This window comes from Streptococcus parasalivarius, assembly GCF_054785155.1.
This window is the reverse complement of record NZ_BAABOB010000001.1, coordinates 283,178-304,291: the sequence shown is the minus strand read 5'-3', so window position 1 is coordinate 304,291 and position 21,114 is coordinate 283,178. Positions and strand designations below refer to the sequence as shown.

The following is a 21,114-nucleotide window of genomic DNA, read 5'->3' as shown; positions in this document are numbered from 1 at the left end:
CCAAAAGAGAAATTGTCAAAGATATCCTGATAGTCGAATGGAATTAGTTGCCCTGTCTGGCTCATAAGAGCAAAGTCCAAAGAAGGGAATTCGCTCCTCCTTTGTGAAGGACTGTTTATACAAGTTGCTGATGATTTCCCAGTGTTTAAAAGGATTGAATTTAATTTGTTTTAAGGTCATAAATTTCTCCTTAATTCCACCATCTAGCAAAATAGAAGTCTTTTTAAATATAACTCACGCCACGCCTTCGCAACGTTCTTTAGTTTAACGATTGAATCTCTTCTTTGACATATCCTTCTACATCTTCAATCTCTACAAACAGCGGGTCTAAGTGACACAAGAAGTGCCAATCTTCAGCGCCACGTTTTCTGTAGAGAATCGCTTCACCGTCTTCACTTCCGAAAAAGCTTCTGTCGGCTTCATATCCACAGCGTTCTAAGAAGTCTTTTGCCTTGCGATAGTTCGCTTCTCTTGCTTCGACATAGGCTTTCACTTCATCGTTGTTAACGACATACGCATCGATTTTTGAATACCCTTCGATCACTTTATCGTTTTTAACGGATAGATTCGAAATTTCTTTCCAAATAATGTCCATATTTTCTTCAGAATTAAACGAAAATCTAGATAAAGGGACAATATTTCCGTTAAAGACAATTTCCATATAATCCGGCAAGTATTTCGGGTTCACATACTCCACTTCAAACCCATCTTTAGTTTCTAAAGTATACCCAGGGATTTGAGCTACAAAGGCTCTCCCCTCTTCTAAAGAGTCAAACGTGACTAAATCCTTTTGATAATCACCTTGATAAAATTCCAATATAAGCATCGATAACCTTCCATTTAAACTTTACAGCGAGCGCTACACAAATTTATTTTTCAGATCTTACAAGCAGTGATACTGCTTCGACATGAAACGAGTGATCACTGAGTATATCAAGTGAAGCTGCCTGTATGTGGAAACATGTCTATAAACCTTTTAACGATCTCATAAGGTTATCATTTAAAGGTATTACCTCAACAAACTGGGATTTACTTAATTGAAATCCACTCTTCCTTTGAGAGACAGGTTATATGTTCTGTACGAAGAACACCTTCCAATGCACACGGAACCTTCTCTTTTGTATGATGATAACGGAACCCACATTTTTCCTGAACTCTCTTCGACTTTGTATTGCCGTCAAAATAACCACACCACATTTTCTCCAGATTCAAGTCATCAAATCCATGTCTCATCATCTCACGAACTGCTTCTGGTATAAGCCCCTGACCCCAATAGGGAACTCCAATCCAGTAGCCAATCTCCGCCTCAGTATCCGGAATCCCTTTATCACTTGCAGAGCCAATCATCAATCCTATGCTACCCACTGGCTGCATTGTTTCTTTTAAAACGATGGCATATATTTCAGGTGCTGAAAAATAATTTTTTATAATCTCCCTACTGTTTTCAACACTGGTATGTACAGGCCAACCAGCAATCGGACCAACCTCTGGATGACTGGCATATTGAAATAAATCATTGGCATCTCTTTCTTCCCATGGGCGAAGAATCAATCTTTCCGTTTCTAAAATCATTTTGTTCTCCTTAAATTCCAACTGTTTATAAAATCACTTCAAATGAAGGATTTTTCATGATTTGACTCTTTTTCACAATAGCATAAGGTTATCGTTAAAGGGTATTACCTCGACAAACTGGAATTTGCGTATGGAATCAGTTTTTGCGAAGTTCCATATAGATTGAGGTTTTCTCCTCATCCTCGGAAATCAGGTACTCCGGAAAGTCTTTCTGCTGAAAGCCAAGCCTCTCATACAACGCGATTGCTTTCATATTTTCCGGATTCGGATTGACCCATACAATCTCTGCACCGTTTAGGAACGCTTCTTTGATTGCATGGGAGAGCCCGGCCGTTGCAATTCCACATCCCCGTGCAAATCCAAACAATTTTATGTCCAGAGCGGCGCTTCGATGCTCTGCGTCGATTTCATAGAACGATTCTCCGCAGTATTTCCCGTCTTCGAAATAAGTAAGTGTCTTAAAACAGTTTAATATTCAGTTAGACAAACCGGGATTTAGAAAGATCTCCGCAAATAAACCATGTCTACCAACTGAATGCCACATTCATATATTGGATGGTCATAATTGTCTGTAAAGAAGTTCGGGGCGATATGTGATCGCACAAACCCACACTTTTCATAAAACGGAATCGTCATTGGACTATCGCCCGTTCCTACCTGCAGGGTAGAATACTCTTCTCTGTATTTCGTGATAATAAAATCAATCATGGCTTTCGCGTAACCTTTGCCTTGATATTCCGGAACTGTCGCAATATTCTTAATTTCAAGTACGCCATTTCCCACATCGATTACAACACACTCACATTTTATACCATTATCATCAAGTACATACATTTTACCCTTATCAATATAACGGTCTATCATATCCTCCTGCTCATCTGCCAATAATAGCAACTCAATATAATTTTTTTTGTTTTTCATAACCTCTATTATTTCCATCAACACACCCACTTCTTAAAATATTTATTGTTATTATTGTTTCGCAAATAATTTATAACCTCGATTTTAGCATCCCGCGGGTTCAATGATTTGTAATCAAATCCAATGATTTCAAAGCTGTCATCAAAAAATTGTTTATAGCGATTAGCTTCTTCTGCATTACCACCCTTACCATGAACATATATAACGGCATTTTTCATTCAAATTCTCTCCACAAATTCTAATTTGATTATTTCTTTTTCTTCGGTTTTGGTGCAGGTAACTCATCATACATTGAATTGAATAAGCCGGTTAAAAATTCTTTGTTGTCAACATCATCTACCAATAACATTTCCTTTGCTCCATCATATGGTAACTCGTACTTTGCATTTGGCATAGATGCTGTTGCAGATTTAACAGGCTTCACTAAAAATCTATCATCATAAATTCCACCCACAATTTTTCCACGATAATAAATAATATATTCACCCATCATTGATTTATATGTTATTTCTTCCAACTCAGATAGTTGTTCTAAAATGAAGTTTAAATATTCTTTACTTGAAGCCATTTTTTCTATCTCCCTTAATTACTAAAATTTCAATAGTCCATTTTCGTCAAACTTAAAATTTGGACCCCATGCAACTTCCCAACAGTATCCATCTAAATCCGAAAAATATGCATGATATCCACTCCAAAAAACTTCCTGTGGGTCTTTCACAATTTTTCCACCTGCTTTTCCTTACTAATTCTATTACTCGCCAATATCGTATAAATTAAATAAGCAATAAAAATGATAATAAAAATAACGTTAATTTTTAACACAAAATAGAGATTTAACAAATTTGCGAACGCATGAAATAATATACAGTACCCCACAGATCTCGTTTGACGGTAAAGAAGCCCTAAAACAAAACTTAAAAATAATGTATATGTGAAAAATAAAATAAAAGGAAATCCTTGATGACTTTCCCCAACTATAAACCATAAAGGCAGATGCCAAATCCCCCAAATTGATCCTACAATCAAATTAGATTGCCAATACGTATATTTTTTATCAAGTAACGGTTGTAATATACCTCTCCATCCTAATTCTTCATGTCCACCACCAAAAAAAATTAATTGAATAAAGAATAGTGGCATCAGATAAAGTGATACTCCGTTTAATTCTAAGGAAGATACAGAGAATAGTATCAATATTGCTAACATATGAATAATGAAATAAATACTACTATTTTTTCTTTTATTAAATACAAAATGTTTAAATTTTATATTGTTACTTTTCAAATAAAACCCACTTGCAATAGCTGGTCCAAGTGCACCAACTATATGTAATATTCTCCCTATAAAGGTTTCTAATCCCAAAATATGAGATTGTGTAAATATGGCAAGAAGCCCCCAAGCTATATAAGTAATTCCAAATGTAAAATAAAGATAATTTTTTAAATTCTTTTTATCAATTTCTGTCATTTATCTTCCTTATCTTGATTACTTTATGAATAAATTTTTTTACTGCTTCTAAGTTGCTCTCAATTTATAACTAACCATATTCTATCACAAAAACGCAAGAAAAAGCCTTGAAATCAAGGCTTTTCTATACTTTCACAAATAATCCTAATAAATTTCCATTCAACTTCTTCTAAGCATCTTTTCTAAAAAATAAATTGACAATCTCATCTTCTGAAAAGCCTAGCTCACCTAGTTTTTCAAACAAAATTTTCACTAGCTTGTTAGATTCTTGATATCTTAACTCCTTTATTTCTTGCTCGCTTTCTATGACAAAATATCCTAATGTTCCACAGCTAATAACCAAATTCTGTTCTTCGAGAACTTTCATTGCTTTTTGGACGGTTGCCGGATTACACTTCTCATTTTCTGCTAATCTCCTTATTGAAGGAATTTGTTGTTCAGGTGCATAATCACCTCTTAAAATAGTCGTTCTTAATTTTGATGCAATTTGTAAATATAGATGGGGTTTCATTTAATCTTTTTATTTGCCTTTTCCCTAACAAACTTCCAATATGCAGAATAGGGAATGACTGTAGCTAGTAGAAGATAGTATTTATTTGCAAACATATCTGCTTCTCCTTTTGCATTGAAATGAATCGGAACTTTTTCTGGAAGAAATCTACAAGTAACAACTATTATAGCTAGCATTACTAATAACACCAAAATATCTTTTATCAGTCTGTTTTTCATCTTATTTTCCTCCTTTAACTAGATAAAATTTAACTTGGTCATTTTTATATAAACTCTAAACGAAATAGCCAGTAAAATTACTGATACTGCCTGCAAAATAAATATAATCGGAAGATTAAACAGCCAATTAAGCAAAATAGGTGTAATAAGCGTAATCATACCAATAATTCCAGTTACAATAACAGGAAGACTTTGTTTGACAACTATCATCTCACTGTCCCAATCATAGTTAGGATATTTTTTATTTAATGAAATTCCGATTACCGTTATAAAAAGGGAGTAACATATAGGAACAATAACTAGATTCATAACTTGAATAGGATTCATATCAAGTTTCAGCATAAATACACATACAGAAATCATATAGCCAATCAAATGAAGTGTGAGAGTGACAGCTATCTTAGCATTTAAAATCATTTTCACCTCAACCGGAGAACTTTTCAAAATCCAAATATTTTTACCTTCTAAAGATATAGATGAAGCTGCTGGACAACTGAGTGAAAGCATAGATGCAATAAAGACGGGAGATAAGTTTGAAAGATACTCATTTATATTTTCAATTCCTGCAGAATTTCCTATTTGATCTACAGAATTAAACAGGAAACATATACTAAAGACACATAAGATAATCACTCCAAGCCCAGCATTCAAGACTGCCATATAAGAACTTAAAAATCGTCCAAGCTCTTTTTGATATAAGGCAAAAAATACCGATTTTCTTTCATAAGATACTTTGTCATTAGCATATCTTGATTTTGTATTAGCAAGTGTATTAAGTAGTCCATACTTCAACGAAGCAATTTTGACAAATAGATAAAAAACGACTATTGAAAGAACTAAATAAAATCCCATTCCACAGTACATTGGAAAATCGTAGTATGACATAAATAGTCTAGAAATTGGATACAGTCCAGTAATTTGCTTAGCTAGAGTAACCCCAATACTACTTTCATCACCTGATTGCATAGCTGATAATGCAAAATATCCAATTATACCTAGCATCGCAAATGAAAAAATAAGAGAGATAACATTTTTCCTTTTAAAAAAAGATGAAGCGACAACAATAACGATTCCCATGCATGCCGCTATACACATGGGGATCAAAGGGGCAAAAATTATAGAAGTAAAATACAATATAATCTGTAGGAGGTTTAAACTTCCGTTCAAGCCCCATACAATTCCGCCCGGAAGCATAAACATCAAGCCTATTAAAAAATTCAATAAGTACATAAACATGAACTTGCTGATGATAATATACGAACTTTTAACGGGTAAGGATAGGAGAATTTCCATATCTCGACTGCCAAATAAAATGCCATTCGAATAAAATACTGTCAAAAATAATATTGAAAAACTTGAGACAGAGACCATATATGCTGGTATCAAGTTCTGCTGTCCAACTTGTACCAATGTTTTAGCTGTTAGCATATTATAAAAAAAGCAAAATAAGGCAAGAGTTACTATGCCAAAACTCGCAATAGCCATTGAACTTTGTTTTTTATTTCCCGTCTCTCTAATCTGGTTAATGGGAAAAAAATTTATCAATTGTGCTCTAATTAGTATCCAAATGTTACTCATTGCCCTGCACCTCCATGAAAAATGCCTCCAATGATTCATTACCTTTGACGTCTCCTGTATTGCCACTTGCGATTAACTTTCCATTTTTGATAATGGCAATCTTATTACATAATTTTTCCGCAACATCCAATACATGGGTTGAAAAGAAAATAGCACCTCCATCTGAAACACACTCATGCATAATTTTCTTTAGTAAGAAAGTTGCTTTGGGATCTAGCCCAACAAAAGGTTCATCTAAAATCAACAGTTTGGGAGAATGTACAAGTGCTGAAATAATGGCTGTTCGTTGCTTCATACCATGTGAATATGAAGAAATAATCCCCGAAAGATGCTCAGTCATATCAAATAAATCACCGTATTTTTGGATTCTCTCCCTGCGTATTTTTGTAGGAATTTCAAACAGGTCAGCAATAAAATTAATATATTGAAGTCCTGTCATATGTTCATACAAATCTGGATTATCTGGGATATACGCCATCATTTTCTTACAAATAACAGGTTCTTCTTTAATAGAATGACCGTTGATAATTATACTTCCGTCTTCAAAATCATGGATACCGACAACTGCCTTTATCGTTGTCGTTTTTCCCGCACCATTTGCTCCAATAAAACCATAAATATCTCCAGGCTGTACTGAAATAGATAGGTTATCCACAACCGTCTTATCCCCATAACTTTTACTAAAATTCTTTATCTCTAACATATTTTTGCCTCCATTGACAATTTGTCAGTTATATTTTGAAATAATACCGATAGCTTGTTTTGATTTAGCTATCGGTACATAGTTCTCTTTACAAACATTCTATTTTTTTTTAATTGCTAAAGAGTCCTTTTGTATTTAGATTTTGTTCCAGCATTATCTTAAATGCATTCAAGTAATCTTTGACTGGTTCTTTCTTTGAAGTTTTTATACCTATGTTATTTGAAACAAAAACATAGGCTGTCATCAGAAATTCTGCTGTTTCTGATGGATATTTTACAGAAAATACTTTTTCTGAGATGCCTTGATTTATTATCCTCTCAAAATATATAGTCAGTTTTTCAATGAGCTTATGGGATAACTTATCTAACATATAACGATTTTCTTCAAGATCAACCGTCTTTTGTAACTCAGTTCCCTCCGCTGAAACGTTATCTGTAGAGATTATTGTGGCATCTATAAAGGCTCTTATTTTTTCAATAGCAGTTTTGTCGTCATCATTGACAATCACATGAATATCTCTCAATAATTTCTCTGAATAACGTTCCACAAGACAATACAGAATATCTTCTTTGTTCTTAAAGTGATAGTATAACAAACCTCGTGATATATTTACCTTATCGACTATATCCTGAGTTGTTGTGTTCGCATATCCTTTCTCCATAAAGAGGAGCATAGCAGCATCCATAATCTCAGCCCGTCGAATTTCTGGATCTTTTACATCTCGCATTTTATTCCTCCTGATTATAGATCATACTACTTTACTGACAAAGTGTCAATTAAAAATTATATTTTTGAAACCAGAAGAAAAAGCCCTGTCACCAAGGCTTTTTCGTCAACATTTTTTTCTACGCTTTTACAAGCAGTGATACCGCCTCAACATGATGCGTTTGTGGGAGTTCAAAGCTCCAGTGGAGCTTTGAAGCATCTCGCCTTGAAATATAAAAGCGAGATGCTTAACTGCGTTTTACCAATAAACTCACACACTCGGCGGTTCGGACTTACCGTATCATTTCGTCGGTCTCCCTCCTCATTCTACGAGTCCTATCGCATGGGCCGAACATCTGCTTCTACTTCGCTGATACCGCAGCTCGTACAAGCAGTGATACCGCCTCAACATGATGCGTCTGAGGAAAAAGATCCACTGGCTGAACTTTCTTCAATTCATAGCCTAATTCTTGATAGCGTTTGATATCACGCGCCATGGTTGCTGGGTTACATGAGACGTAGGTAATCTTCTCAGGTTGCATGGCGGCGCTAGCTTTGATGAAGCTTTCAGTCAAGCCCTTACGTGGTGGGTCCACAATGATAACATCTGGTTTGATGCCATCCTTGCTCCACTTGGCCATGGCATTTTCAGCTGAGTCAGCCACATAGTGGGCATTTGTAATGCCGTTGCGTTCTGCATTTTTCTTGGCATCTTCGACGGCTGTTTCGATGACTTCAACGCCGTAGACTTCCTTGACCTGTTTTGCAAATGACAAACCGATTGTCCCGATTCCTGAATAGGCATCAATAACAATGCTGTTGCTGTTTAAATCTGAGAAGTCAATAGCTGTTTGATAGAGTTTTTCAGCCATCTCGGTGTTAACCTGATAGAAAGATTGGGCAGAGATCTCATAGTCATTGCCCAACATACTGTCTGTGATGGTGTCTTGGCCATAAAGGGTGCGGAACTCCTTACCAAAGATGGCGTTAGTGTTCTTATCGTTGATGTTTTGGATGATGGAAACGACACTTGGGAAGGCTTCTGTAATCTTAGCAATGACTTGGTCAATGCGGAAAACTTTTGGTCTGGTCGTTACAAAGACCAACATCATCTGACCTGAATAATGACCACGACGAACTACCAAATGACGAATCAAACCTGTCTGCTCCTTCTCATCATAAGGTTTAAGGTCATAGCGACGGAGAAGGTCACGAACAAAGACAATGAGTTTATCAATTTCCTTGTCTTGGATAAGGAAATCTTCAATTGGAATCAAGTCGTGCGAATTCTTGCGGTAGAAACCTGTTTCAAGCTGACCTTTAACACGGCGAACGGGCACCTGTGCCTTATTACGGTAAGCGTACGGTGTATCCATCCCCAATGTTTCAGCGACTTCTACGTCTGAGATACCTGCTGTCTTATAGAGGTTGTCCACAACTTGTTTACGCTTGAACTTGAGCTGCTCCTCGTAGGTCATATGGCCAAAATCAGCAATTCCTGAACGGAGATAGGTTGCATCAATGTCCTGATTGCGGTTTGGTGAAAGGGTCACATACTCCTCAACCTTACCAAAGCCGATATTTTTCTTGAGCTTAAGCACGCGCATCTTGATGACTTCACCTGGTAGGGCGTTATCCACAAAAAAGACAAAGCCATCTACCTTAGCGACACCCGCTCCTTCATGTGTCAAATCGACAATTTCAACTTCTACAATAGCGTTTTTATTTAACATAATTCAACTTTCTTTACTCTGATAGGCCTCTAGGTTTTCCTAAAAAGCCACTTGCTACTCTCCATTATAGCACATATAAATTAAATTTATGGCTGGCCATAAATATTATAGATTTTTCAGAAAAGTCAAACGGTGCTATCATAGGTCCATGACAAAAAAATAAACGACTCAGCAACTAGGCTAGATGTCGTTTCTATCTAAAGGAGAATAATCATGCCAGATATTACCATTCATACAATCGAAACTGCACCGGAAGAAGTCAAAGACGTCCTTCAAACAGTCAAAGATGCCAATGGGGGATACATTCCAAACTTGATTGGTCTCCTTGCTAATGCGCCAACTGCGCTTGAAACTTACCGTACTGTCGGTGAAATCAACCGTCGCAATTCATTGACACCAACTGAACGTGAGGTTGTTCAAATTACAGCTGCTGTTACTAATGGCTGTGCCTTCTGTGTGGCAGGTCATACAGCCTTTTCAATCAAGCAAATCCAAATGACACCTCAACTTTTGGAAGCCCTTCGTAACCGTACACCAATCGAAGATGATCCAAAACTTGATACCCTTGCTAAATTCACTATTGCCGTGATCAATACCAAAGGTGCTGTTGGTGACGAAGCCTACAATGACTTCTTGGAAGCTGGCTACACTGCACAAAATGCCCTTGACGTTATCTTGGGTGTCAGCCTTGCAAGCTTGTGTAACTACGCTAACAATCTCGCACAAACACCGATTAACCCTGAACTTCAAGAATACGCTTAATTCAAAACGAAGCGATAAACAGAGGAGGACCTAAGCCTATGTCATATTTTTCAAAAGAATTCCTTACTTGGTTAGACACCAATGCTGATCTCATCGACCAAGAATCTGGACCAATTGCCAATCAACTCTTGAAAAAAATTGCTGGACATGATATTTTTAAAGTAAGCGTTCCCAAAGAGTATGATGGCTTAGGTGGTGAACCTACTCAAGTTGTTGATTTTCTTGGGGAACTCGCACAGCATTCCTTAACGGCTTCCTTTATTTCTTGGGGACATCGTACTTTTATCGAATATATTTTAAGCAGTGACAATCCCTACCCTAGACAAGCATGGTTAGCTGAACTGTTTAATGGTGAACGAGCTGGTGGTACCGGTTTGTCTAATGCCGTTAAATTTCTATCAGATATCGAGGAACTCAATGTCACTATTTCTCAAGAAGGTGATGACTACTATCTCGATGGTCGTCTTCCTTGGGTAACTAACCTTCGTTCTGATAAATTCGCTGCTCTCTTTGCTGCTGGATTTAATGATGACCGCCAACCTTGGATTATTACCATTCCATCAGAAGCTGAGGGATTGAGCCGTTCAGCTGATCTAGAATTTGTTTCCTTGCAGGGCTCCAACACTGCTAGTTTGACCTTCAATCATGTCAAACTAGACCCTAATTGGATTCTTTCCAAAGACGCTGTGGACTTTATCGCCCAAACACGACCTAACTTCCTTGGCTTCCAGTTTGGCTTAGCCTTTGGTTTGGCTCAACGCTCCCTTAATGAGGTAGAAAGCAGTCTAGCAAGCAATCGAAGCGTTCTTCGAAATGAGTTTGAAACAACACGTGAAGCCCTACTAAACATTCAAGACCAACTCTATGCAGGTCTTAATGATCCAAGCTACTTCATCGATAACCCACGTGAACTCTTCCAGCTTCGCATCGACATTGTAGATGTAGTGGCTAATAGCCTCTTATTAGAGCTTCAAGCTAGTGGTGGTCGAGGTTATCTTAAAGAATCTGATTCTAGTTTTATTCGACGTTGGAACGAAGGTGTTTTTCTTCCAATTGTATCTCCAAGTGCTGTGCAACTCCGTCATATCCTCGCAAATCAGTAATTAATCAGAAAGGTTTTACATGAAGGCGTTTTTCAGCAAGATTCCCTTGGCTCTATCGAGTTTACTTTTAGCCCTCTTTAGTTTATCCAATCAAATAAGTCAATATGCCCTGTTTTCACAGGGCATTTGGTGCTTAGCAAGTATCGGATTAGTCCTTATCTTAGGACGGTTATGGCTAGGGAAAGACCAGACCAAGGAAGATTTGAAAAACACAGTCATTGCTTCATCCTTCCCAAGCTTTTTCATGGCACTCTTTCTCTTTTTCGCTCGTCTACCCATCTCCTTAACTGGACAAACTGCTCTTTGGCTTAGTCTTCTACTTATCTACTTGGCCTATATCCTCTTCTTTAGCTACCGTTTTCTTAAATCTTTTAAGCTAGAAGATGTCTATCCAAGCTGGTTTGTGGTTTACGTAGGTCCTGCTATTAGCTTGGTAACTGCTCCAAGTACAATAGCAATCACTTTCAAGGCTACTATTCTAGGACTTACGGGACTTGCTGCTTGCCTACTCTTCATTCTTATTTTTTACAGATTATTCCGTATCAAAGTAAGTTCAGGTCTTCAAGCAAGTCTAGCAGTCCTTGCAGCTCCTCTTGCTCTCCTCATTACAGCTTACCTTAAGAGTGGGCAAGAAATTAATTCTTTACTGCTAGTTGGACTCTTACTATCTTCACAAGTATTTTATTTTTATGGTTTGGGACTCTTTACCAGACTCGTTAACAAGGGTTTTGTTCCACTTTTTGCTGCCTTTAGCTTCCCCTTGGTTAATAGTGCCAATGCTTTCAAGGCAGCGACTACAAGTCTTAAACTCGTAAATCTAGCTAGCCAACTGATTTATACCATCGAGCTCTTGCTAGTGCTTGCTATCATGGTTTATCTACTCTATCATTTTCTTAAGCTAATATACTATGCTCTTATACAAGCTAAATGCTAAAAAACAAGCAGGTTCAGTGTGAACCTGCTTTGTTTTCTTATCTAAATCCTAGTTCTTTTAATTTTGACTGATAGTTATCAAAATCAATTTCAATCCCTTGACCGCCATACAAATCATAACTGTCAATCCAATCACCATCCGAAGGAATGGTTTGCGAATTGATCCCTTTTTTGAAACTACCAGCATTTGAAAGTCCCAAATCCAACATATCCGTCATACTCATATTGGTTGAGGTTAGTGAGTAAACCTTCCCCAAAGCCTCAGGTCCATTGAAGAGATTAAGTGGATTCTTAAGCTGCTTCATAACAGCCTGCATCACTTGTTGTTGGCGCTTGGTACGGCCATAATCCCCTTCATCATCCTTACGGAAACGAGCGTAATTAAGAAGAGTTCGCCCATCCATCTGTTGCTTACCGACTTTAATGGTTTGATTTGGCACATGACCATTCTTGTCCATCTTCAAATCATCTGGGACTTGTACTGATGACACTTTTTTACCATCAATGGTCGCAAACTTCGCATTGATTTCCACACCATTCGGGAAGAGGGTATCGACCCCTGTCGCAAAGGTTTCAAAATCAACCATGGCATAGTACTTAATATCAATGTCAAAGTTTCGTTTGAGGGTCTCACGCATGAGTTCTGCCCCTTGATGATTATTTTGCTCACCAATATTGAAAGCCGTATTAAGTTTCAAGTCCTGAGAATAGTCGGTTTCTGAAGCCCCCTTGATATTGACCAAGGTATCTCGCATAAAGCTAACCATCTTAATCTTACCTTCTTTATTGCCCACATTGACAACCATGATGGAGTCCGTTCTGGCATCGGTAGAGTCTTGGCTAACTCGCTGGTCAGAACCTAGAATAAGGATATTAACCCCATCCTTGGTATCCTTACCATTAAAGGTCTCAACTACGGCAGGCTGATAGGATTTACCATTATTACCTGCAGCAGAAAGGTCTGTTCCCTTGTAAAATTGATAGGCCATGGCTATCACTAAGAACACAACTCCAAGACTCAAGCAACTAAGCACCAGCTTAACAACTTTCTTGAGCCTTCTCTTTTTCTTTGGTCGCTTCTTCTTGGCTACTTGCGACTTGGACCTTGGAGCCGACGTTGCTGAAGAGGTTGCTTGTCTTTGAACCTTTTTACGTTTAGGTTTAGGTTTACTTTGAGCGACTTCCTCCCGATAGACGGGCAAACCTTCCTCAGTTAGCTGATCGGCAGACTCATAATCACGCTCTTGATAGTAGTCAGAACGATTGTCATAAGGCTGATGCCATGCTGTTTGATAATCCACTCTTTGCGCTTGATACCGCCGCTCAGCTTCATAGGCATCCAACTTTCCTTGAAGAAAATTGAATTCTGAGGCCTGCTGTCCATTTAGGTGAGCAAGATTTTTTAAAAGATAGCTGTAACGTAACCGTTCATGATGCGTAAACGGCCCATTGTTAGATTTGGTCATAAGATTTCCCTTTAAATTTCATAGACTTGGTAAGCACCCAAGATTTTATATCCAATTCCAACTGCAGTCAGCTCTTCAAGAGCGAACTGAGCCAACTTTTCCTTTGTATAATCACAATCAATAATAAAGAAATACTCGCCAAGTACCGTCTTCAAAGGACGACTTTCTATCTTGGTCAAGTCAATGCCTCGCCAGGCAAAGGTTGATAAGGCCTTGTAAAGTGCCCCTGGCATATTGTCAGGCAGGGTCAAGGCCAGCGTTAATTTGCAATCAATCTGATTGAGCGGAATCTCAGGAACGGTGTTCCCCAACACCCAAAAGCGGGTATAATTCTTTTCAATCTCCTGAATATCCTTAGCCAAGATTTGAAGACCGTATTCCTTAGCAGCTGCATGCGGAGCGATGGCCGCATATGGCTGATCTGGATTATCAGCGACAAAACGCGCCGCAAAGGCTGTACTGGCTGTTGTCTCAATTTTAGCATGTGGAAAATGATCTTTAATGTACTTTTTCCCTTGGGCAATCGCTTGTGGGTGTGAGAAGATTTTCTCAATTTTCTCATGATGTTTCGTCGCCATCAACTGCTGCTTGATGGGCTGAACAATCTCTGCCACAGCACGAATATCGGCCTGATGGAAGAGATAGTCTAAACTCTCATGAACAGAGCCCTCGATGGAATTTTCCACCGGAATGACCGCATAATCCACACGTCCCTCTTCATAAGACTTGATGACTTCAGTAATGGTACCTAGAGAAACCAATTCTGCCTCAGGAAAAGCCTTTAAGGCTGCATTATGCGTAAACGACCCACTAGGGCCCAAATAACCTACATACATTTGATAAACCTTGCTACTTCTTCTGGCGTTCGGTTATCAACTGTGACAACCAAATCTGCTAAATCTTGATAAAGTGCCATTCGACCGTCATAAATAGCCTTAAAATCCTCTTTGGAATGATTGAGAAAGAGTGGGCGCTGATTCTGGGTATCCTTTTCAATGCGATCATAGACCACATCGAAAGAAGCATGGAGCCAAACGTTATGCTTACGATTCTTGGCTAAGAGCTGACGATTACGCTCCGTCACAACGACACCACCTCCAGTAGAGATGATAATATCATCTCCCTCTTGAAGGAGTTCTTCCAGAGTCTCAGACTCAATCTGACGAAAGCTTGCTTCGCATTCTTTGGCAAAAAAATCAGCAATGGACATCCCGATTTTCTCTTCGATGACCTGATCCATATCCACGAAACGACCATCCAGGTATGGGGCGACGGAACTCTTACCAACTCCCATAAAGCCCAATAAAACCTTAGCCATGCAGTAATCCTTCCAAATCACTAAAGAAGCTTGGATAACTTGTATTAATAGCTTCCGCACGTTGCAAGTCAACTTCGCCATCTTGAACCAAGAGGGCAGCAATGGCTGTCATCATACCAATCCTGTGGTCACCAAAGGTATTGATCTCTGCCCCGTGAAGAGCCGTCTTACCAGTGATAATCATACCATCCTCAGTTGGAACAATATCAGCACCCATAGCATTCAAGGCATCTGCTACCACCTGAATACGATCGGTCTCTTTGACCTTGAGCTCTTCAGCATCACGAATCACTGTCTTGCCTTGAGCTTGTGTCGCCAAGAGTGTGATAATCGGAAGTTCATCAATCAAACGTGGAATGATGTCACCGCCAATTTCGGTACCTTTAAGTTCTGAAGTTTCAACCGTAATGGTTGCAGATTTAGCAACTTGGTCAATATCTGAAAGGGTTATATTACCACCCATATCCTTGATAACATCAATGATTCCGGTACGTGTCTCGTTAACACCGACATTTTCCAAGACAATCTTAGAGTTAGGCACCACGAGTCCTGCTACCAACCAAAAAGCAGCTGAAGAAATATCTCCTGGAACCACAACTTCTTGGGCAGTGAAGGTTTGCCCACCAGAAATACGAATTTCCTTGCCATCAACTTGAAGCTGACCACCAAACTGCTGAATCATATCTTCCGTATGATTACGTGTTTTTTCCTTCTCAATGATGACAGACTCGCCATTAGCTTGAAGGGCTGCAAAAATAAGGGCAGACTTAACCTGAGCAGAGGCCACTGGCAATTGGTAATGTATAGGTTTAAGGGACTTGCTGCCGTGCATTTTCAATGGTGGCAAATCACGGTCAGTTTGTCCTGATACCTCTACTCCCATCTGACGTAAAGGAATAGTGACACGGTCCATCGGGCGTTTTGAAAGGGAGTCATCTCCAAACATCTCTACATCAAAATCTTGACCAGCAAGCACACCTGAAATCAAACGAATGGATGTTCCAGAGTTCCCCATGTCCAACTTGTTTTGAGGAGCCTTGAGACCATCAAAACCAACACCGTGAATGCGTACCACATCGCCATCATCCTCGATAGTCACACCCAAATCACGGAAGACCTGCATAGTTGAGAGGACATCCTCACCTCGTAAAATATCACGAACAGTTGTCACACCTTTGGCAAGACTTCCGAACATGATAGAACGGTGACTAATTGACTTGTCACCAGGGATGCGCAGGCTGCCATGAAGACCTTGGGCCTTGGTTTCTAGTTTCATAGGTTACTCCTAAAAATTTTATAGTTATTCCCATTATACCATATTTGAAAGTCCAACCATAGACTGAATTGTCAAAATATTCACTCGCTTGTATTGCCATACTTTTCTTTCAAGAAGGCAACTGCCTCTTGAACACGGTTCCGAATCAAGTCAGCAGACTCCTGCAAAAGATGTTTTTCCTCAGCCGACAAAGACAAGTGAACAGGAGCTTCCACCCCTTGGCGTCCTAAAATAACTGGATAGCCAAGATAAGTCTGATAGATTTCTTGATAGCTAGATACTGCCACCTCTTCTTGAGCGTCAGAAAGGATAATTGCCACCAAACGAAGAGCTGCACTGGCAATCCCGTAAGAGGTATATCCCTTACCATAAAAGACCTTGTGACCACCTTTCATTGAGGCCATAAAGAGTGCTTGACGTTCCTTTTCACTTGTCAATTTTGTAATATCTTGACCTTTGACCTTGACTTGACTCCAGGCTGTAAATTGGGAATTCCCATGTTCGCCAAGATTGTAGCCGGATACTGATTTTGGATTGACTGATAAATCATCTCCTACCGCTGCCTTCATTCTAGCTGTATCGAGTAGAGTCCCTGTCCCAATCACACGTTCTCTTGGCCAACCTGTGAACTCTTGATAGAGGGCTGATACGGCATCTACAGGGTTTGAGATAACCAAGAGTATGCCTTTAAAATCCAATTTTTTGAGTTCCTGAGAAACCTGATAAACAGCTTCTCGGGTAAATGGAAATTCAGCAAAACGGTCCTCACCGGCATTATGCTGTAACTGAATATTTCCAAGGGATGAAATAATAACATCAGCATCTTCGAGTGCTGCATAATCATTAACCACGATGTTGGCATAGCTAGGCAGATTGGCCATAGCATCTTTAAAATCCTGGGCATCCGCCTCAGCCTTTTTCTCATTGATATCTATAAAGACATAACTATCAGCCAAACCTTGAGCAATAGCTCCATGAGCTACCGCAGCTCCAACATTTCCCATACCAATAATTCCAATTTTACGAGCCATCATTTTCCTCCTTAATATTTGATCTTCATTCTTAGACAATCTCTTTTGAATGCAGAAAAGGGCCTGTCAACTGACACACCCTCTCTGATTAGCTATTCAATTCTTGCAAAGGTTTGAAGATGATACGTTCAATATCATTCAAATAAACAGACAAGCCTTGTTGTGCAGCCAAGTATTCTTTCAAAAGGGCATTAGCTTCCACTTTCTGCCCCAATTCTTGAACAGCTGCTTGTTCTTCTGCTGTTGGCATTGTACCAGCTTGCATTTTAGCATAGAAATCCTCTTGGAAATCAGTGAACTCTTTGAAAAGAGCACTAGCCTCAGCATCAGCTGCGATAGCTTCTTTTTTCTCTACCAAAGTTTTGTACTCAGGAAGGGCACGAATGCCACGTTCCAACTCATTTGCTAAATCATAAATATTTGTCATTTTATTCTCCTAGGCGATCACCACATGATAGTCTGTATTGGCTTCAATAACAGTCTTAGCATGTGTACGATCTTTTTCATTTTTAAAAGTAATTTGAAGGATACCATGGATATCCTCACGATTTTCTTCATTGATACGAAGATTAACCAAAGACGTTCCTCGCAACAATTCCATAATGCTAAGGATAACGTCCTCACGGTCAGGCACATCCACGAAAATATCGAAGGCACTTTCCACGCCACCCTTTTTGTGAATTTCCATCTCTTTACGCTTCTTACGACCATTGTCAAAGAACTCCCAAATGGCATTCTCATCCTCAGCCTTAATCAAGTCAGCCACATGGTCCAAACGTTTTTTGAAATCTTCAATACGATCCAAAACAGCAGGCCCATTAGTCATGAGAATGGAAGCCCACATACCGGGTTCACTTTCTGCAATACGGGTCATATCTCGGAATCCCCCAGCCGCAAAGTGATTAGTCATCTCGTGAGCCTGAGCATAATCAGCCGCCTGTTCCATAAGACCAGAAGCTAAAAGGTGGGGAAAATGACTGATTTGACTGGTTACACGGTCGTGTTCAGCCGCACCAATCTCCACAAAACGTGACTTAAGCCCAGACAAGATGTCCTTAAGCTCTGGGATAGTTGTCTCTCTTGTCAGACTTGTCGGTGTGAAAATATAATAGGCATTTTCAAAAAGCGTCACGTCGGCTGCAATAGCCCCTGATTTATGGGAACCAGCCATAGGGTGGGAACCTACAAACTGAACATTTTTACCTGTTAGGTAACGTTCAGCTGCCTCAACGATATCCAACTTAGTAGACCCTGCGTCTGTGATGATGACATTATCTTTGAGATCCAAGTCAGCCAATTCCTGCAAGTAGGCCACAGTTTGCTTAATTGGCACTGCAAGGATAATCACATCAGCAAGTGGGACAAACTCTTTGAAATCACTGGTTGCACGGTCAACGATACCACGCTCAAGCGCAATATTTCGAGAATAGTCAGAGCGATTATATCCAAGAATCTCATAATCAGGGTGGTCTCTTTTAATCCCTAAAGCCAAGGAACCACCAATTAAGCCCAATCCTGCGATATAAATTGTTTTCTTACTCATTACTACTCCCATCTATTGTCTGATGCTGCTTAAAAGTTTTTCACATAGTCACGGTGACGTGCTACCGCTTCTTTCAATTCTTCCATGTTATCGGAAGAGAATCTGTCCAAGATTTCATTAGCTACGACTGTAGCAACTACGGATTCCATAACAACACCCGCTGCCGGCAAGGCCGTTGGATCTGAACGCTCAACTGTGGCCTTGTAAGGTTCGTGTGTTTCGATATCTACTGACATCAAAGGCTTGTAAAGGGTTGGAATGGGTTTCATAACCCCACGCACCACAATCGGTTGACCATTGGTCATACCACCTTCGAAACCACCAAGATTGTTAGTGCGACGTGTATATCCGTCCTCTTCATTCCAGAGAATCTCGTCCATCACTTGAGAGCCCTTGAGGTAGCCATCTTTGAAACCAAGACCAAATTCCACACCCTTGAAGGCATTGATGGATACAACTGCTTGAGCAATCTTAGCATCAAGTTTTGTATCCCATTGCACATAAGAACCAAGACCAACAGGAACACCACCAACGACAGTTTCAACGACACCACCGATTGTGTCTCCCTCTTTTTTGATCTGATCAATGTAGTCTTTAATCTCTTGTTCACGTTCTTGGTTAACGACTGAAATCTCAGATTGTTGAGCCAATTCCTTGATTTGGGCTACCGTCAAATTCTCAGGCACATCAATTTCCTTACCACCAAAGACAACAACATGGTTAGCAATTTCAATATCGAGCTCAGCCAAGATACGTTTAGCGACAGCACCTACTGCCACACGCATAGTTGTTTCACGCGCACTAGAACGCTCCAAGGAATTACGCAAATCATCGAAACGGTATTTCATTCCACCAACCAAGTCAGCATGTCCTGGACGTGGGTGAGTGATTTTACGTTTGGTTTTCAAACGGTCTTCAATGTCTTCCACAGCCATGATGTCCAACCATTTTTGATGGTCTTTATTGATAACATGAAGGGTGATTGGAGCCCCTGTTGTTTTCCCATGACGAACACCAGAAGTGATTTCAACCTTATCCGACTCGATTTTCATACGGCCACCACGACCATAACCACCTTGGCGGCGTTTCAAATCAGCATTGATATCTTCAGCCGTCAAGGGAAGACCAGCTGGAACACCTTCGATAATTGCTGTTAAACGTGGGCCATGAGACTCACCTGCTGTTAAATATCTCATTTATTTCTCCAAGTACTCTTTCATTTCAACTAAAGGAATCTGATTGATAGCTGCCTTACCAATCTCTGGAACGATAACTGTCTTAATGCTATTGCCACGGGCTTTCTTGTCATGTGTGAGGGCTGTATAGAGCTCTTCAACACGCCATGGCTCATAGTCCACTGGCAAACCAAATTTAACACACATCTCAGCAATTTGACGTGTGATTCCTTGAGGCATTATACCTTTTTCCTCAGCAACACGAGAAATCTGAACCATTCCAATAGCTACCGCTTCACCGTGCATGACTTTACCGTAACCAGCTGTTTGTTCAACGGCATGCCCAATCGTATGACCAAAGTTGAGGTACATACGAACACCACCTTCAAACTCATCTTCAACCACAATTTTACGCTTAACGTTACATGAACGGTAAATAATGGTTTCTGAGTTTTCTAGGATACTGTGAACCGAACCATCAATGCTTTCAAGGAGCTGCCAAAGTTCAGGATCGTCAATCAAACCGTATTTGACAACCTCACCCATACCTTCGATCAATTCACGTTTACCAAGTGTCTCAAGGACATTAGGGTCAATCAAAACCCCATCAGGCTGAGCAAAAGTTCCCACGATATTTTTAGCAAATGGTGTGTTCACACCCGTCTTTCCGCCAATAGATGAATCTACTTGGGCAGTTAGACTGGTTGGAACTTGGACGAAATGAATCCCACGCATATAAGTTGAAGCGACAAAGCCTGCTAAGTCTCCAACAACGCCACCACCAAGAGCAACAATACCATCACTACGAGTCATGCCATTCTTAATCAAAAACTCATAAGCCTTATTAACAGTTTTAAGATTCTTACTCGCTTCACCTTCTAGAAAATCAAAAACGACAACCTCAAAACCTTCGTGCTCCAAGCTAAGCTTAACTTTCTCTGCATATAGAGCTCCCACATGATTGTCCGTAATAAGGGCAATCTTTTGTGGTTCCCAAAGTGACTTCACCCATTGACCGACAGTCTTAAGGGCTCCTTTTTCAATAATAATGTCATAAGGGTTATGTGTTAAATTTACCTCTAGTTTCATCGTCGTCCCC

At 39.6% G+C, this 21,114-nt stretch carries 25 protein-coding genes and 1 pseudogene; 3 read left to right on the top strand and 23 right to left on the bottom strand.

The features are described 5' to 3' along the window. Nucleotides 1–259: 259 nt before the first annotated feature. From ACYVQ1_RS01500 to rlmD, 14 genes and pseudogenes are all read right to left on the bottom strand, one after another. A complete protein-coding gene (locus ACYVQ1_RS01500; protein WP_461249590.1) occupies nt 260–826 on the bottom strand; it encodes a hypothetical protein in 567 nt (188 codons plus the stop codon). 203 nt (nt 827–1,029) lie between these two features. Next, entirely contained in the window at nt 1,030–1,572 is a 543-nt protein-coding gene (locus tag ACYVQ1_RS01495) for a GNAT family N-acetyltransferase (RefSeq protein ID WP_461249589.1), read from the bottom strand. A gap of 136 nt (nt 1,573–1,708) precedes the next feature. Then, nucleotides 1,709–1,939 (bottom strand): GNAT family N-acetyltransferase, encoded by a 231-nt coding sequence (locus ACYVQ1_RS01490; protein ID WP_461249588.1) that lies wholly within the window; start codon nt 1,937–1,939, stop codon nt 1,709–1,711. A gap of 128 nt (nt 1,940–2,067) precedes the next feature. Continuing rightward, complete coding sequence (locus ACYVQ1_RS01485) at nt 2,068–2,511, bottom strand: GNAT family N-acetyltransferase (protein WP_270281927.1); 444 nt, start codon at nt 2,509–2,511, stop codon at nt 2,068–2,070. Then, a complete protein-coding gene (locus tag ACYVQ1_RS01480; RefSeq protein ID WP_270281928.1) occupies nt 2,511–2,711 on the bottom strand; it encodes a hypothetical protein in 201 nt (66 codons plus the stop codon). Before ACYVQ1_RS01480 ends, ACYVQ1_RS01485 begins: the two co-directional genes overlap by 1 nt. 29 nt (nt 2,712–2,740) lie before the next feature. Then, the gene (locus ACYVQ1_RS01475) at nt 2,741–3,061 is read right to left on the bottom strand and encodes a TfoX/Sxy family protein (protein WP_461249587.1); all 321 of its coding nucleotides are present in this window, start codon (nt 3,059–3,061) and stop codon (nt 2,741–2,743) included. Nucleotides 3,062–3,082: 21 nt separating this feature from the next. After that, nucleotides 3,083–3,223, bottom strand: a pseudogene (locus ACYVQ1_RS01470) (VOC family protein); the annotation flags it as partial. Then, the gene (locus ACYVQ1_RS01465) at nt 3,208–3,960 is read right to left on the bottom strand and encodes a lysostaphin resistance A-like protein (protein WP_461249586.1); all 753 of its coding nucleotides are present in this window, start codon (nt 3,958–3,960) and stop codon (nt 3,208–3,210) included. The gene ACYVQ1_RS01465 and the pseudogene ACYVQ1_RS01470, both read right to left, overlap by 16 nt. Nucleotides 3,961–4,129: 169 nt before the next feature. Continuing rightward, nucleotides 4,130–4,471, bottom strand: a complete 342-nt coding sequence (locus ACYVQ1_RS01460) for a GntR family transcriptional regulator (RefSeq protein WP_270281931.1) — start codon at nt 4,469–4,471, stop codon at nt 4,130–4,132. Beyond that, complete coding sequence (locus tag ACYVQ1_RS01455; RefSeq protein WP_270281932.1) at nt 4,468–4,689, bottom strand: DUF1648 domain-containing protein; 222 nt, start codon at nt 4,687–4,689, stop codon at nt 4,468–4,470. Before ACYVQ1_RS01455 ends, ACYVQ1_RS01460 begins: the two co-directional genes overlap by 4 nt. Nucleotides 4,690–4,707: 18 nt before the next feature. Next, complete coding sequence (locus ACYVQ1_RS01450; protein WP_270281934.1) at nt 4,708–6,267, bottom strand: putative ABC transporter permease subunit; 1,560 nt, start codon at nt 6,265–6,267, stop codon at nt 4,708–4,710. Further along, complete coding sequence (locus ACYVQ1_RS01445; RefSeq protein ID WP_118184635.1) at nt 6,260–6,970, bottom strand: ABC transporter ATP-binding protein; 711 nt, start codon at nt 6,968–6,970, stop codon at nt 6,260–6,262. The genes ACYVQ1_RS01450 and ACYVQ1_RS01445 overlap by 8 nt, the downstream gene beginning before the upstream one ends. Nucleotides 6,971–7,079: 109 nt before the next feature. Further along, nucleotides 7,080–7,697 (bottom strand): TetR/AcrR family transcriptional regulator, encoded by a 618-nt coding sequence (locus ACYVQ1_RS01440; RefSeq protein WP_084925524.1) that lies wholly within the window; start codon nt 7,695–7,697, stop codon nt 7,080–7,082. Nucleotides 7,698–8,037: 340 nt separating this feature from the next. Further along, a complete protein-coding gene (gene rlmD / locus ACYVQ1_RS01435) occupies nt 8,038–9,408 on the bottom strand; it encodes a 23S rRNA (uracil(1939)-C(5))-methyltransferase RlmD (protein ID WP_461249585.1) in 1,371 nt (456 codons plus the stop codon). A 213-nt stretch (nt 9,409–9,621) separates the two neighbouring features. On the opposite strand from rlmD, the gene ACYVQ1_RS01430 reads away from it, so the two are divergent. From ACYVQ1_RS01430 to ACYVQ1_RS01420, 3 genes are read left to right on the top strand one after another with little or no spacing between them, the layout of a single operon-like run. Beyond that, nucleotides 9,622–10,170 carry a carboxymuconolactone decarboxylase family protein gene (locus ACYVQ1_RS01430; RefSeq protein WP_037611439.1) on the top strand — a complete coding sequence of 183 codons (549 nt, stop codon included), beginning with the start codon at nt 9,622–9,624 and terminating at the stop codon, nt 10,168–10,170. A gap of 38 nt (nt 10,171–10,208) precedes the next feature. After that, entirely contained in the window at nt 10,209–11,273 is a 1,065-nt protein-coding gene (locus ACYVQ1_RS01425) for an acyl-CoA dehydrogenase family protein (RefSeq protein WP_461249584.1), read from the top strand. A 19-nt stretch (nt 11,274–11,292) separates the two neighbouring features. After that, nucleotides 11,293–12,207 (top strand): TDT family transporter, encoded by a 915-nt coding sequence (locus ACYVQ1_RS01420; protein WP_461249583.1) that lies wholly within the window; start codon nt 11,293–11,295, stop codon nt 12,205–12,207. A gap of 37 nt (nt 12,208–12,244) precedes the next feature. On the opposite strand, the gene ACYVQ1_RS01415 is transcribed toward ACYVQ1_RS01420, so the two are convergent. The 9 genes from ACYVQ1_RS01415 to aroB form a co-directional block, all read right to left on the bottom strand. Continuing rightward, nucleotides 12,245–13,672, bottom strand: a complete 1,428-nt coding sequence (locus ACYVQ1_RS01415; protein WP_461249582.1) for an LCP family protein — start codon at nt 13,670–13,672, stop codon at nt 12,245–12,247. 11 nt (nt 13,673–13,683) lie between these two features. Beyond that, nucleotides 13,684–14,508, bottom strand: a complete 825-nt coding sequence (gene pheA / locus ACYVQ1_RS01410; protein ID WP_461249581.1) for a prephenate dehydratase — start codon at nt 14,506–14,508, stop codon at nt 13,684–13,686. Beyond that, nucleotides 14,499–14,990 (bottom strand): shikimate kinase, encoded by a 492-nt coding sequence (locus ACYVQ1_RS01405; RefSeq protein ID WP_461249580.1) that lies wholly within the window; start codon nt 14,988–14,990, stop codon nt 14,499–14,501. The genes pheA and ACYVQ1_RS01405 overlap by 10 nt, the downstream gene beginning before the upstream one ends. Next, nucleotides 14,983–16,266: a 3-phosphoshikimate 1-carboxyvinyltransferase gene (gene aroA / locus ACYVQ1_RS01400; protein ID WP_461249579.1), complete on the bottom strand. Its 1,284-nt coding sequence runs from the start codon at nt 16,264–16,266 to the stop codon at nt 14,983–14,985. Before aroA ends, ACYVQ1_RS01405 begins: the two co-directional genes overlap by 8 nt. Before the next feature lie 80 nt (nt 16,267–16,346). Next, complete coding sequence (locus ACYVQ1_RS01395; RefSeq protein WP_461249578.1) at nt 16,347–17,297, bottom strand: L-lactate dehydrogenase; 951 nt, start codon at nt 17,295–17,297, stop codon at nt 16,347–16,349. An 88-nt stretch (nt 17,298–17,385) separates the two neighbouring features. After that, nucleotides 17,386–17,724, bottom strand: a complete 339-nt coding sequence (locus tag ACYVQ1_RS01390) for a YlbF/YmcA family competence regulator (protein ID WP_002890462.1) — start codon at nt 17,722–17,724, stop codon at nt 17,386–17,388. A 9-nt stretch (nt 17,725–17,733) separates the two neighbouring features. Continuing rightward, the gene (locus ACYVQ1_RS01385; protein WP_461249577.1) at nt 17,734–18,840 is read right to left on the bottom strand and encodes a prephenate dehydrogenase; all 1,107 of its coding nucleotides are present in this window, start codon (nt 18,838–18,840) and stop codon (nt 17,734–17,736) included. A 29-nt stretch (nt 18,841–18,869) separates the two neighbouring features. Further along, nucleotides 18,870–20,036: a chorismate synthase gene (aroC, locus tag ACYVQ1_RS01380; RefSeq protein ID WP_461249576.1), complete on the bottom strand. Its 1,167-nt coding sequence runs from the start codon at nt 20,034–20,036 to the stop codon at nt 18,870–18,872. Continuing rightward, the gene (gene aroB / locus ACYVQ1_RS01375) at nt 20,037–21,104 is read right to left on the bottom strand and encodes a 3-dehydroquinate synthase (protein WP_461249575.1); all 1,068 of its coding nucleotides are present in this window, start codon (nt 21,102–21,104) and stop codon (nt 20,037–20,039) included. Nucleotides 21,105–21,114: the final 10 nt, after the last annotated feature.